The sequence below is a fragment of the Ornithinibacillus caprae genome (genome assembly GCF_009728145.1).
GTDB lineage: Bacteria > Bacillota > Bacilli > Bacillales > Amphibacillaceae > Ornithinibacillus > Ornithinibacillus caprae.
Genome location: NZ_WOCA01000002.1, coordinates 38,349 through 52,565, shown reverse-complemented (window position 1 = coordinate 52,565; position 14,217 = coordinate 38,349). Strand labels below are relative to the sequence as shown.

12 protein-coding genes and 1 pseudogene are annotated in these 14,217 nt (G+C 33.4%); 4 read left to right on the top strand and 9 right to left on the bottom strand.

Annotated elements, in window-relative coordinates; all coding sequences use genetic code 11:
- Positions 1-174: 174 nt before the first annotated feature.
- The gene (locus tag GMD78_RS03020; protein WP_155667024.1) at positions 175-2,283 is read right to left on the bottom strand and encodes a CDP-glycerol glycerophosphotransferase family protein; all 2,109 of its coding nucleotides are present in this window, start codon (positions 2,281-2,283) and stop codon (positions 175-177) included.
- Positions 2,284-2,432: 149 nt separating this feature from the next.
- Here GMD78_RS03020 and tagD point away from each other — a divergent pair, with 149 nt between their 5' ends.
- Together tagD and GMD78_RS03010 are read left to right on the top strand one after the other, a co-directional pair.
- Complete coding sequence (gene tagD / locus GMD78_RS03015; RefSeq protein WP_155667022.1) at positions 2,433-2,831, top strand: glycerol-3-phosphate cytidylyltransferase; 399 nt, start codon at positions 2,433-2,435, stop codon at positions 2,829-2,831.
- The gene (locus tag GMD78_RS03010; RefSeq protein WP_155667020.1) at positions 2,824-3,990 is read left to right on the top strand and encodes a CDP-glycerol glycerophosphotransferase family protein; all 1,167 of its coding nucleotides are present in this window, start codon (positions 2,824-2,826) and stop codon (positions 3,988-3,990) included. Before tagD ends, GMD78_RS03010 begins: the two co-directional genes overlap by 8 nt.
- A 50-nt stretch (positions 3,991-4,040) precedes the next feature.
- Here GMD78_RS03010 and GMD78_RS03005 read toward each other — a convergent pair whose 3' ends face one another.
- The 6 genes and pseudogenes from GMD78_RS03005 to GMD78_RS02980 form a co-directional block, all read right to left on the bottom strand.
- Positions 4,041-4,175, bottom strand: coding sequence for a YvrJ family protein (locus GMD78_RS03005; protein WP_155667018.1), 135 nt, complete (start codon positions 4,173-4,175; stop codon positions 4,041-4,043).
- Between the two features lie 70 nt (positions 4,176-4,245).
- Positions 4,246-4,461: a DUF2922 domain-containing protein gene (locus GMD78_RS03000; RefSeq protein WP_155667016.1), complete on the bottom strand. Its 216-nt coding sequence runs from the start codon at positions 4,459-4,461 to the stop codon at positions 4,246-4,248.
- A gap of 35 nt (positions 4,462-4,496) precedes the next feature.
- Positions 4,497-4,721 carry a DUF1659 domain-containing protein gene (locus GMD78_RS02995; RefSeq protein ID WP_155667014.1) on the bottom strand — a complete coding sequence of 75 codons (225 nt, stop codon included), beginning with the start codon at positions 4,719-4,721 and terminating at the stop codon, positions 4,497-4,499.
- A 109-nt stretch (positions 4,722-4,830) separates the two neighbouring features.
- Positions 4,831-6,837 (bottom strand): acyltransferase family protein, encoded by a 2,007-nt coding sequence (locus GMD78_RS02990; RefSeq protein WP_155667012.1) that lies wholly within the window; start codon positions 6,835-6,837, stop codon positions 4,831-4,833.
- 69 nt (positions 6,838-6,906) lie between these two features.
- Positions 6,907-7,161: pseudogene (locus GMD78_RS02985) on the bottom strand (transposase); the annotation flags it as partial.
- Positions 7,162-7,293: 132 nt separating this feature from the next.
- Positions 7,294-8,460 carry a nucleotide sugar dehydrogenase gene (locus GMD78_RS02980; protein ID WP_155667010.1) on the bottom strand — a complete coding sequence of 389 codons (1,167 nt, stop codon included), beginning with the start codon at positions 8,458-8,460 and terminating at the stop codon, positions 7,294-7,296.
- 187 nt (positions 8,461-8,647) lie between these two features.
- On the opposite strand from GMD78_RS02980, the gene GMD78_RS02975 reads away from it, so the two are divergent.
- Together GMD78_RS02975 and GMD78_RS02970 are read left to right on the top strand one after the other, a co-directional pair.
- The gene (locus tag GMD78_RS02975) at positions 8,648-9,661 is read left to right on the top strand and encodes an LCP family protein (protein WP_155667008.1); all 1,014 of its coding nucleotides are present in this window, start codon (positions 8,648-8,650) and stop codon (positions 9,659-9,661) included.
- A 209-nt stretch (positions 9,662-9,870) separates the two neighbouring features.
- A complete protein-coding gene (locus GMD78_RS02970; RefSeq protein WP_155667006.1) occupies positions 9,871-10,923 on the top strand; it encodes an LCP family protein in 1,053 nt (350 codons plus the stop codon).
- Between the two features lie 43 nt (positions 10,924-10,966).
- Here GMD78_RS02970 and GMD78_RS02965 read toward each other — a convergent pair whose 3' ends face one another.
- Both GMD78_RS02965 and GMD78_RS02960 read right to left on the bottom strand, forming a co-directional pair.
- A complete protein-coding gene (locus GMD78_RS02965; RefSeq protein WP_155667004.1) occupies positions 10,967-12,052 on the bottom strand; it encodes a glycosyltransferase family 4 protein in 1,086 nt (361 codons plus the stop codon).
- A 108-nt stretch (positions 12,053-12,160) separates the two neighbouring features.
- Complete coding sequence (locus GMD78_RS02960; protein ID WP_155667002.1) at positions 12,161-14,167, bottom strand: acyltransferase family protein; 2,007 nt, start codon at positions 14,165-14,167, stop codon at positions 12,161-12,163.
- Positions 14,168-14,217: the final 50 nt, after the last annotated feature.

The window sequence follows — 14,217 nt, the reverse complement described above, 5'->3', positions numbered from 1 at the left end:
TAAGGTCCTTTCTCAAACTCTACTAATGTCATTTCCTTAAGAGTATACTAAGATATTTATCCTATAGCAATATGAAATAGTTGCTAGATTTATCATAACATACAATCTATAATTTCCTAGAATTTGTTAAAAACTTCCTATTGTTTATGCAGGATAGGAAAGTCTAAACCTTTCCTATCTACTTTGAAAAACTTTATCTATTACTCTCTTGGAAGCATTACCATCCTCTAAGTAGCAAAATCTCTGATAAAACTCCTCATAAACCTCTGATGGTGAAAATTCCACTTCTACTTTTTTAATTTCCTCTATAATCTCATCGGTTGTTTTCACAAGTGGTCCTGGAGCTTTCGTTTCAAAATCAAAATAAAATCCTCTTAAATTGTCACGATAATCCTCAATGTCGTATACAAAGAATATCATTGGTCTTCTTAAATTTGCGTAATCAAAGAAAACCGATGAATAGTCTGTAATTAACAAATTAGAAATCAAATATAGATCCCGAATATCTTCATGTTTTGAAAAATCATAAACGAACCCTTCATACGCACTTATGTCTAAGTTTTCAGCAACTAAATAATGCATCCGCAATACAATGACATGAGTTTCACCAAACGTTGCCTGTAATTTTTCCAAATCTAGCTCTAAATCAAATTTATAGTTACCTTTACTATAAAATTGATTATCACGCCATGTTGGTGCATAGAGAATTACTTTTTTATCCTCTGGAAGACTTAAATCTTTCTTCAACCTTATAATTTCACCTTTCTGATTACTATTGTACAAATAATCATTTCTAGGGTAACCAGACTCAATCATTTCTTTATCAAACTGAAAGGCACGACGAAAGATCGTTGTAGAGTAGTTATTAGGTGAAATCAAGTAGTCCCATTTACTTGCTTCCTTCGTAAAGTTCTCTTTATACTTCTCTGCATTTGTTCCTGGCATATGCACTTCATCCATATCCGTTGCCAATCGTTTTAATGGCGTTCCATGCCAAGTTTGTAAATAGGTAGTGTGCTTCGGCTTTGGAATCCATAAAGGTAGCCGAGCATTGGTTACCCAGTATTTTGATCTCGTCATTACGAACAACCAACGAATAGAAAAACGACGAACAAATTCAATATCCTTCTCTTGAAAATGAGGAATACTTCTGCGATCTACACTCCAAATCATGTCGTAATCTGAATTATTTTGTTTCATATACTCATAAATCGCACGTGGATTATCACTAAATTGTTTCCCATGAAAACTTTCGAAAACAATACGTTTTTTATGGGATGGAAGAATTCTTCCAAGAACAAAAAATGCTGCCTTATAAGCATGTAACAACTGTTTACTACGACGCAATTGTACCCATTTTTGTTTTACACTCCGTACAATTTCTCGATGTAATTTATAATCCGCAACTCCAACTGAGAGATATTTTGCTTTATTAGTTGGTTTTACTGTTATACGGACAGTCCTATCATTATTTCTCATTTTTTTTCTTAATGGATAATTTTTCTTTAAATGATTTACTTTCATTCTAGGACTTTCCAGTATTTTAATCGAATCTCCATCTTCTACTTCAATCCTAAAATAAAACTTTAGAAATTGATCCATCTCCACTGAAACATAAGGGTTCAAGTCTACATCCACACTAAAGCCGAATTCTTGTGCTTCATCGTACCACGAATACGATTCATATCCATTAGGGAGTGTATTTAATTGAACAGGAATAACCCTTTCTTCTTCTGTAACATCAGTAGTTATTGTAATTTCAGCTTTTTTAATTTTTTCTAATGATAGTCCAGGATAGTGATATAGCCCTTTTAAATTTAAAATAGCCGTATCGGTCCATTCAAGTTCATCTAATTTGGCATGTAAATAGTTCTCTGTTAGATAGAAACTGACATTCCCCATTTTCGTGGTTCCTGGATAAAAAATTGTCTGATCATTCATTTGCAATTGTAATAGTTCAAGGTGATCATAATTCGACTTTATCCTAGTTCTTTTTTCTTCATCATTTCGTTTTCTCACAAAAACTAAATCAAATATTTCTCCCTGTCTAAGAAAACCTTCCCACTCTTCAATTGGTATGGTGAGTTCAAATAATAAAAAAGAACTCTTTTGATCTATTTGAATATGTGATATAACTTCCGTTTCACTCTTTTGTCGATTACTTAATGCAAAGTAGTAATCTTCCCATTCTTCAAATGAAGACTTTAGAACCGAGATTATTAATTTATAATTTTTATTATCTAGATCAACTTTAAGTAGCTGTCTGTCTTTCATCGTCTCCATGTGGTATCTCCTCTTCTGTTATTTTCACTTAAATAAATTTATTCCTATTGTAAATCCAATGTTAATTTATTGTAAAGTTATGATAGTATAATATATAAGTGAAAATACATCGAAGTATTAAAATTTTTATAGCACTGGGGGCTATTTCGATGAAAAGAGTTATTACGTACGGTACATTTGATTTACTACACAATGGACATATCAATATATTACGTCGAGCAAAGGAACTTGGAGATTACCTAATTGTAGCTGTCTCAACAGATGAATTTAACGCCATTAAAAATAAGAAAGCATATCATAGCTACGAAAACCGAAAAAATATTTTGGAAGCCATTCGTTATGTAGATGAAGTCATTCCAGAAAATAATTGGGATCAAAAAATACTGGATGTCCAAAACCATAATGTGGATCTATTTGTAATGGGAGACGATTGGGAAGGTAAGTTTGATTTTCTTAAGGAATACTGTGAAGTAGTTTATTTACCAAGAACTGTTGGTATATCTACAACGAAAATCAAAGAAGATTTATTACAGGTGAAAAATGGCTAGAGAATTTGCAATTTCTATCTATCTAGTATTGTTTCAACTCTTCTTTACCATTTTTAAATTATTTCCTCAAAAGAAGAAAACGGTATGTGTCGCTTCCTTTGGGGATAATATTTATTTTACAACACGTTCTCTACGGGAAATTTCTGACCAAGAAATCATTATTTTACAAGATAAGTCTTGTTCCTATCCATTTGATCCTTCCATCGCTGAAGTTATTCCATTTCATTTTAGATACCCGTTTTCTTTTTTACGTTCGATATATCATCTAGCTACTGCTTCCACTATTTTAGTAGATAACTATTATGGATTTTTAGCAGTAACGAACTTCAAAGAAGAAACTACGTGTATCCAACTTTGGCATGCATCTGGAGCTATTAAACATTTTGGACTAACAGATCCTTCCATTAAGAACCGTAGCAAGCGGGCTCACGAGCGATTTCAAAAGGTTTATGATCAATTCGATTATATAACGGTTGGATCAGAAAAGATGGCTTCTGTGTTTCGAAGTAATTTCAATGTACAGAATGAACGAATCATACGTACAGGAATCCCGAGAACAGATGTATTTTATAACCTGGAACATACCATTAAAGGGAATTCCATTCCCACTATAAAAGATAAAAAAGTAATTTTATATGCACCAACATTTCGTGATTGCCAATTAAAGAATTACCAATTAAACCTTGACATAGAGCAGCTTTATAAAGAGTTATCGGATGAATATGTACTATTTATTAAAGTCCATCCAGCAGTATCTTATACGCTAGATACAAAATATGAGGATTTTGTATACGACTTAACCAATTATTTTGATATAAATCATATCTTACTAAAAACGGATCTGTTAATAACTGATTATTCCTCTATTCCATTCGAATACGCATTATTAAAGAAACCCATGATCTTCTATGCTTATGATATGGAGGAATATAGTAAAAAAAGTGGATTAATCCAGAATTACCAAACTGAAATGCCGGGACCAGTTGTATTTAGTACAGCAGATATCATTGAGAAAATTAAAAGCCAAACATATGATTTAACCAAGGTTGAAGCTTTTGGATTGCAATGGAATGAGTATTCTAGAGGGTATTCTAGTATGAATGTGGCTAAATTTATCACATCAGTCGAAGAAGAACTCCGGGAAGAAGTTGTTGTATAGAACTACTGCCATTTGAGGTACGAAAACAAACAAATGACAGTAGCTTCCAGCTAATTCATCCTATCTGGTAATGAGTGGATTGATTCGATCAAGTCGTTTAATTTTCCCTCAATGCGGTGTAACAAATAGAAGGTTACAGCAATAGGAAAACCAACTTCCGTTACGAATGATACCCAGGTATCCATTCTTAAACCTCCCATCTTTATTATTCTTTAGCAAAATTAGACCAGCAGATCTGCTGGTCTAATTACTGTATTAGCCTATTTCAACTTCTTCCACATAACGTTCCACAACACGTGCACTTTTTTTGGCTACTAAGTTTCCACCACCTGATGTGAATGCATTCTGTGCGATGATTTCGTCCATTGCTGCACTAACTGCTGCAGGATCAACTGGTTCAACTGGCTTGTCCAATGTGTACGTTACAATTTTCCCGTCTTCATTTTCAAATTTAAGCTCAAGCTTTTTCATTGCTTCCCCTCCCTTCTACTTTATTTTTTGAGTCATTAGCCTTGTCGGATATCAAAGCTATCCTTACGCTCGATATTGAATAACGGGCGCTCTTGAAGTCCAACTAATACTGTTGCAATGGCGTACAACTGATCAGCTGTTGCGTCCGTTTTAACATTCGTGAAGCTTTTTACTTTGTATATGGGATCTCCGGTTAACATGTCGTTCCCATCATGAAGGACTAGACGCAAATGAGAGTTCATCTTATCTGCTACTGCCATGCTTACCACCTCCTTTCACCTATACAATCGATGAAAGTGGTTAAAAGGTGGCAACAATAAAAAGAAAAAACACACTTTGTTATGAAAGTGCGCCTTTTCTATTAACTAGTTATCTAGATTTTTCAACTTTTTTTAGAGCACCTATTAGATGTTCTTCTAGTGTGGCAGCCATTGTTTTTACATACAAAGTAGTAAGATGATGTTGGTCTCTATATACAATAATGTTCCCTATAACAGGATAGCAAGTTTCCGCATCACAAAAGCTATCCGATAAATCAGCGAATGTCACATTACTAGGTATTCCGTCTGTATTTTCCCAAGGAGGTGTTTCCGATAATGCTTCCTCCCTAGGTTTAGAACATTCTTCGATACTTTTTGTCTCTAAACAGAGTGGTATTTTCTCATTCATTCTTGGATTATCACGTATGGCAAAAATTTCAGAGATTTCTTCGAATTTTTTCCATTGATTTATATAACCAATTGGAACCGTATCTTCGCTATTAACATTTGCAGTCGTGAAGATAATATCTGGTGAATTTTTCATTAACGGTTCTAGGACATTTTCATTCCATTCCATACATGCTTCTGTCATCCGTCCACCCATATCATCATCAGTAAAGCGGCAACCGTCTTTATTATATACATCAATTTGTAGTTTTAGTTTTTCTGATAACTCCTCTAAAGCAGGGAACCAGTGACCAGAGTGAGATCCTCCAACAAGTGCAATGGTGTATTTTGGATTCTCTGTTTCCCCAAAGGAACATATCTTTACTTCTGTTTCATCCTTATTGTTTGAATAACATGACCTACTTGAATAAAATGACGGCAATAGACTAGCTTCTTCCGCTTCTTGTAAGATTGGTTCTTTATCGGGATTAGGCTTTATATTTCCAAATGCAGCAACCGCACCTGGATAATCTTCTACATGGTATTCATCAGTAAATTTACTTTCCTTTTTATTGGAATAATACCCCCAGGAAGTGTTGACCAACATTACTGAAATAATAAATACAAATAATATAAGTGCTAGTTTTACTTTAGATTGTCTTACACTTATTTTCCTTATTGGTTTTTCAATTAATTTTGCCGAAATAATAGATAGAATAGTAGTTAGGATCATGATCCCTATCCCAGCAGTAAACGAAACAGTATCTGTTGCAAAATTAGCGTAATAGAATGTTAATAGTGGCCAATGCCATAAATAAAAACCATACGATATATTTCCAAAGTATTGAAATGGTTTCATACCTAATAATCGATCAACACCAAATTTACTGCCATTTTCAGCTGAAATGATTACCAATATTACTCCAGTTGTTGGTAGTAACGCCGCATAACCAGGAAAGACAGTAGATACTGGTAAAATGACCCCAGTAAAACAAATAATCGCTAATCCTAGCCAACCAACTATTAAGCTAATAGCTCTTTTCAAGCTTAAATAAGGAATTAATAGCGCTAATATTCCACCTAAGCAAAACTCCCAAACACGTGCAAAGGTGTCAAAATAAGCCCACGGTTGATTAGTAGTGGTAATGTATATTGAATATCCGATAGAAGCTATAAACATGATGCTCAGTATAGCTAAGAGGGTTTTTCTAATTGGTGTTTTTAGGAGCTTAGTTGAAATTACATAAGCAATAAATATTACTAATGGCCATGTCACATAAAATTGTCCTTGTATTGATAGTGCCCAGAAGTGCTGAAGTGGACTTGCCTCATTATTTTGGGCAAGATAATCTACAGCATTTGTAGCAAGTTGCCAATTTTGATAGTAAAAAGCAGAAGAAAAAATCTCAGAAATGATTTGCTTCCACTGTAGCTGTGGTATGATAATAAAGGAAATTAGTGCAACACTAAAAAGCACAGTAAAAGCTAGGGGAATTAACCTTCTCGTCAATCCTAATACATACTCCAAATAGTTAATTTTTCCTTGTCTCTCCATTTTCGTTACCAAAGAAATCGTAATCAAATAACCAGAAACGATAAAAAAGACATCTACTCCACCAGAAACGGAACCTATCCAAATGTGGTAAATAGCCACTAATAAAGCAGCAAAAACTCTTACTCCTTCTATTTCTGGTCGAAATCTTTTTTCGGCTATTCTTAAATCTGTCATTATTTTCATCTCCAATGCTAGTCTATTTCAATAGCTATTATGAAGTTGATAACCAATTCTATCATTCTATCTCTTACAACGATGCCAACTAATCGTGGTGTGGTCAGGAACGGGATCTGTTAATCGTAATCCTAAAATTCAGCGATATGCTACATTTAACTGAACTTCTTTTTCTAACTGGAGTTCGGAACAAATGCAAAAGAAGTATCTAAAAGAAAAGTCGATATGTTTATCTATCTTACGAAGTAAATGATCTTGGGGTACTAAGTCTTCTATACTTTCAAATTCAACTTCATTTTGAGTATTTTCTAATATGAAACACAGTTACCACCGTCTTATATTGTAACTTATATTATAACAAATTAACACGGTGAATTGTTAAATTTTTCTATATAAAAAAACAGGCTGTCGAGGTTTTTTCGAAAGCCTGACAACCAAGTTAATGGTTGGTTTTGTTTACTCTTTATTAAATAAATCCCTTGTATAAACTTTGTTTTTTACATCTATAATTTCATCCGATAGTCGATTTGCTACAATGACATCACTTACTGTTTTGAATTCATTAAGATCTTTAATCACATTGGAATGATAAAACTCTGATTCATGTACTGCAGGTTCATAAATGACAACCTCAACACCTTTTGCTTTAATGCGTTCCATCACACCTTGAATAGCAGACTCTCTAAAATTATCCGAATTAGTTTTCATCGTTAGTCTATAGACCCCAACCGTTTTAGGATTACGCTTTAAGATCATATTAGCAATATGATCTTTTCTAGTAGTATTGGCTTCCACAATGGCTGCAATAATATTATTAGGTACATCTTGGTAATTAGCAAGAAGCTGCTTTGTGTCTTTAGGTAAACAATATCCACCATACCCAAAAGAAGGATTATTATAATGGTCACCAATTCTTGGATCTAAACCAACTCCTTCAATGATTTGCTGGCTATTAAGTCCCCTTACTTCTGCATAAGTATCTAGTTCATTAAAGAAAGATACCCGTAGAGCGAGATATGTATTCGCAAATAATTTAATCGCCTCTGCTTCTGTAGAATCGGTAAACAATACCGGGACATCCTTTTTTATCGCTCCTTGAGTTAATAGATCGGCAAATTGTTTAGCCTTTTCAGATTGTTCACCAACAATAATTCGAGATGGATATAAGTTGTCGTAAAGTGCTTGTCCTTCCCTCAAAAACTCAGGTGAGAAAATAATATTTGTCATATTGAATTTCTCTCTAACACTTTTCGTATACCCAACAGGAACGGTAGATTTAATAATCATTGTTGCATCTGGGTTTATTTTTAAAACTTTAGTTATGACATCCTCTACTGAGCTCGTATCAAAGTAATTTTTCTCGTCATCATAATTAGTAGGTGTTGAGATAATAATAAAATCGGCATCCTTAAAAGCTTTATTTACATCAGTTGTAGCTGTTAGATGAAGTTCTTTATTTTCAAGAAACTGCTCAATCTCCTGATCAACTATTGGAGACTTCTTATTATTTATCATATTTACTTTTTCTGGAAGAATATCTAGGGCGATGACCTCGTTATGTTGAGCAAGGAGAACTGCATTGGATAGACCCACATAACCAGTACCTGCTACTGTTATTTTCATATTTGTACCTCCTATTACCAGAATACTTTATCTTTAGATTCTTATATTTAAGATGATTGCTACTCAATTATAATATTAATTTAAAAGAAAACAAAGGATAAGAACAATTATCTCCCTATGTATATAGGGTACTATTTTAGTTAAATACTTAAAAGAGAACATGGATTAATTAAGGGGAATCTCTTTTATGCCAAAAACAAAGTATAAATCAAAGAAAAGAAATTGGTTATTATATAGTGGACTTTTTATATTGCTATTAATTACAGTTGTTATTGGATACAGCATACATCTATATCAACAAACAGAGAACATGGTAAATGAATCACATGAACAAATAGACCGTAAAGAATCAAAATCAGAGCTTCGGTCTGATCATGTTGATCCTGTTAAGGATAATGTCTCCGTTTTATTTTTAGGAACAGATACTAGTGAACATCGACAATATGGTGAAAGCAGTCGTACGGATGCAATTATACTAGCTACCTTTAATAAATTTGAGCGCTCCATAAAATTATTAAGCATTCCGCGAGATACTTATGTCTTTGTCCCAAAAGTTGGTAACTATACGAAAATTAATCATGCCCATTTTTATGGGGGACCCATATCTACCATTGAAACAATTGAACAATTTTTAGACGTTCCTATTGATTATTATGTTAGGATGAATTTCGATGCTTTTGTCGAAGTAGTTGATGCCTTAGATGGTATTCTGTTTGATGTACCATATGAAATCGTTGAATCCGATTCTCATGATAATAAAAACACCATTCATTTAACACCTGGATATCAGAAATTAAATGGAGAACAAGCATTAGCCTTAGCAAGAACTCGTAAGTATGATAGTGATGTTGACCGTGGGAAAAGACAGCAAGAAATCATTAAAGTAATAATCTCAAAAACGACATCGATATCATCTGTACCAAAATTATCAAATGTTATCGAAGCAATTGGAGACAATTTGAAAACAAATTTATCCTTTCAAGAAATGAAGAGTTTTCTTAGCTATGGATTAGATAAAGATATAGAAATTGAGACAGTCAATTTTGAGGGGAAAGGCAGCTATATGAATGGTGGATGGTATTATCAAATAGAGGAAGAGAGTAAAAGAAGGGTTCAACAGGAGCTGAAAAATCATTTAGATATAGTAATAACTAACAATCCTTCTCTTTACCATATTGGAATTTCCTTTTCGATTAAATAACCCTCTCCTTTATGGAAATAATAAAATATATCTTTTTTGAAACATAATAGGCCTTTTTTACGTCTAATATAGTAGGTCGTATTTCAGAAAAACCAATATTTGTAATCACTTTTTAATGTACTAATTTAGTGTTTCATAGTAAAATATAAGTTGGTTTTCAAATATATATTATTATAAATATCTTAATTTTAATAAAGGGGAAACAACTAATGAGTAAAAACGAATCTTCACCATCTAGACTTGTGAAGCAAACTAAAAAGCGAAAATTACGTAAAAGAATTTACTTTATATTAATACCATTCCTAATAGCCTTTATCGGTTTTGGATATTTCATCTCTTTATATATTAAAGCTGAATCAACAGTTTCAGATTCTTATGAAGATGACGGAAGGGAAAAATCAGACTTAAGGGATTCAAAAGTTGATCCAACAGAGGATAATGTTTCTATTCTTATAATAGGTGTGGATGAAAATAACCACCGTGACAATGCTGGTGATTCTAGATCTGATGCCCTACTCCTAGCAACATTAAACAAAAAGGATAAGAGTGTTAAGTTACTAAGTATTCCTCGTGACTCTAAAGTGTTTATCCCAGAGGTCGGTTATGAAGATAAAATCACTCATGCTCATGCCTTTGGTGGACCACAAGCAACAATTGAGACGGTTGAGAACTTATTAGATATACCTGTTGATTATTTTGTAAAATTGAATTTCCATGCCTTCGTTGATGTTGTAAACGCAATTGATGGAATTACAGTAGACGTACCGTATGAATTTTGGGAATCGGATTCAAATGATAAGAAAAACTCTATTCACTTATTACCAGGTGAACAATTGTTAGATGGTGAAGAAGCACTTGCATTAGCACGTACGAGAAAACTAGATAATGATATAGAACGTGGTAAAAGACAGATGGATATCATTAAATCTGTAGCTAAAAAAGCAACTTCTGTTAGTTCAGTTATGAAATTAGATGATGTAATTGAAGCTGTAGGCGATAATATGACAACTAACTTATCTTTTAATGAAATGAAAAGCTTTTTATCCTATGCAACTAGTGGAAGCAACCTCGATATCGATTCAATGACTCTAGAAGGGCATGATCATCAGCCTGCAAATGTTTATTACTGGCAATTAGATGAGTTAGCTCTAAATGAAACAAAGCAGACTTTACAAACACATTTAGAAATCATAGAAGATAAGGATGCTAATACAGGAAGTGTTAATGCATTACAGAATGAGTCAGAAAGTGATTCCTATTAATTAAAAAAACTGCTAATCTTCAAATAAGAGATTAGCAGTTTTTTTACTTTAATTTATTTACTTTAGATATTCCTACTAGTTTTCTCATACTGTCTAGTAAAGGTTGTTTCTTAGAAGAAGTCACACCTGCTATTTCAGCAATCAATTGTATCCCTAAAATAATAAAACCAAAAATGACGAGTGATGTTAATAATCTTGTGCTATTAAATACAATAGCCATACTTCCAAAAAAGGCGCTAAAACCATATATTATTAATACTGCAGTTCGATGTGAGTAACCCATTTTTATTAGTTGGTAATGAATATGATTACGGTCTGCTGTAGCTATTCCTTGTTTATTAATTGCTCGTCTAATAATTGCGAGGACCGTATCAAAAACAGGGACTGCAATGACAATAATAGGGACAATAAAGCTAAAGAAAGCAACATTTTTAAATAAACCTAGCATTGAAATAATCGCAATGGAATATCCCAAAAATAAGGCCCCTGTGTCCCCCATAAAGATCTTCGCAGGATAAAAATTATGGAATAAGAATCCAATACAGCTACCTACTAATATTATTGCTAAGGCTACTACTACAAGTCTAGCATCCATGATTCCCATAATTAATATACTTACTAAACCTATTGCAGATACTCCTGCCGCTAATCCATCTAATCCATCTATTAGATTAATAGCGTTAGATGCTGCAACGATCCATAAGATAGTTAATATAATACCAAAATTATCTATATATACTTGCCCCATAAACGGAATGGTTAATTTTTCAATAACTAAACCTGAAGCTACAACTACAGTAGCCGCTGTAGTTTGACCTAATAATTTGTAAAGTGGTTTAATATTGAAAATATCATCCAACATACCAGTTATGATCATAATCAGGGCACCAATAATAATTGCCGTCATATGCTGGTCTCCAGGTTGCAAATAAACAAAACCAACTGCAACCCCAATAAAGATGGCTAATCCGCCCATACTCGGTTTTTCACCGTTATGTGATTTTCGATTATTATCGGGTTTATCGACCGCATTTAATTTAAACGCTAATCGTGAAATCAACGGAGTAACAAGTAATGCCGTGGTGACTGACAAAATGAATGCCACTACTAACTCACTTATATTCCACATATCTGGCACCTCTTTAATCTATTTTCACTATTCATCTTATCACCTTTTAATAAAAAAATAAATCTTAATAAAGGAGTTTGGACAATAAGTCCCAAACTCTTTTATTAATCATTTATCTATTTCTTTTAATGCATTCATAATATATGGTTTTAAAACTGGTGCTAATGAACGAGCATATGTTGCTGTAATGTGATGACTGTCACGATACACTAGTATATTACCTACAACAATATCACATCGCCCGTCTTCACAGAAATACTCCGATAGGTCATAATAAAATACATTACTGGGTTTATTATCTAATTTGTCCCATGCTCCAACTTTTGGCAGCACATCTTCCTGATCAACAGAACACTCCAAATAATTTGAGTAATTCTCTTCTGCACACACTGCTGGGTCAAAGTTTAACCAAGCATTATCACGTATTGCAAATACGGAAATATTGTGTTCCTCTAATTTTTTCCATTGTTCCACATAACCATTAGGTATGGTTTGAGTAGAACCAATATCCGCAGTGGCAAAAACTAAATCTGGATTTAATTCGACTAGTTCTGGGATTACTTTTTTATTCCAATTTTGACAGTCTTCTTCAATGTCATCCTCTGACGTAGTAAATCTACATGCGGATTTAGTCATGTTAATTATTTTAATACTTTCAGTCTCTGAAATTGTTTGTAACGTTGGTAACCATTGCGCAGAATGTGAACCTCCAACAATCGCTATAACATATTCAGGATCATCCATCACCCCATACTCACACTTAATTACTTCGGATTCACCTTGAACCTGATGGCATCCATCAGGATAGGAAACGGGTTTATCTTGTCTAGACTGTAATGGATTAGGTCTAACTTCAACCCCCTCATCCATCTGAGTATCATCAATTTGAGAAAACACCATGGCACCGGGATATTCCAAATCAAACACTATATTTGTTAGTTCTACTTCTGAACTTTTTACTTCTAATTGCCAGAGTGAATTGACTGTTAACATCGGAATCATAAAAGCAAATATAATCGCAATAACTTTCGGTCGATTTGACTGAACGCTTACAGATCTTATAGGCTTTTCTATTAAACTAGTAACAATATAAGATAACAGTATTGACACAGCAATAATTAATAATCCATGCAGGAAGGAGACTTCTGCCTTTTCCGAAATCTCATAGTAAAAGACTAATATTGGCCAATGGAATAAATAAATACCATAGGAAATACCACCTAAGCTAGTAAGTGGTTTAGACGCTAGAATATTGTGTACTCCAAATCTCCCACCGTTCGATCCAGAAATCATAATTAAAATAACTCCAGTAATCGGATATAAAGCGGCATACCCTGGAAATACAGTTGAAACAGGAAGCAATAAACCCGTACTAATAATTATAACCAATCCAAGCCACCCTAGTATTACTGCTATACTTTCCTTTAAATGGACCTTAAAGATTGTTAAGGCCAAGATACCTCCTAAAGTAAACTCCCAAACACGAGCAAATGTATCAAAGTACGCCCATGATTGATTAGCAGATGTTTTGTATATTGAGTAGATAATAGAAATAGTAAATAAAGTTATGAGTACCATTAATACGGAGGTTCTAAAAGATTTCTTTATTATATATTTATCAAGGAAAATTGCAATTAACATAACAACGGGCCATATTAAATAGAATTGCCCTTGAAGTGACATTGCCCAGAAATGCTGTACCGGACTAGCTTCATTATTTTGTGCAAGGTAATCAACCGAGTTAAATGCTAGTTGCCAATTCTCATAATAAAGTGCAGAAGCAAATAATTGTTTAATCGTTTCAGACCAAACAATCTGTGGTAAAAATAAATAACTGGCAATTGTTATAAGAACTAAGACTAAAAAGCCGAGGGGAATTAACCTTTTCATCAGATTTAAATAATAGGTTATAAATACTATTTTACCAGTTCTTTGATAGTTGGATAGTATTGAAGTTGTTATAAGAAACCCAGATACTATAAAGAAAACATCAACTCCACCGGATACTTTTCCAAACCAGATATGATAAATCGCTACAAGCAATGCAGCAACCGCACGAACCCCCTCAATCTCTGGACGGAATTTCTTTTGAATTAGCGTATCTTGTTGTTTCATTTAAAATCTCCTTTAAAATTCCAAATAAACATTTGCTTATTTGATAGTTT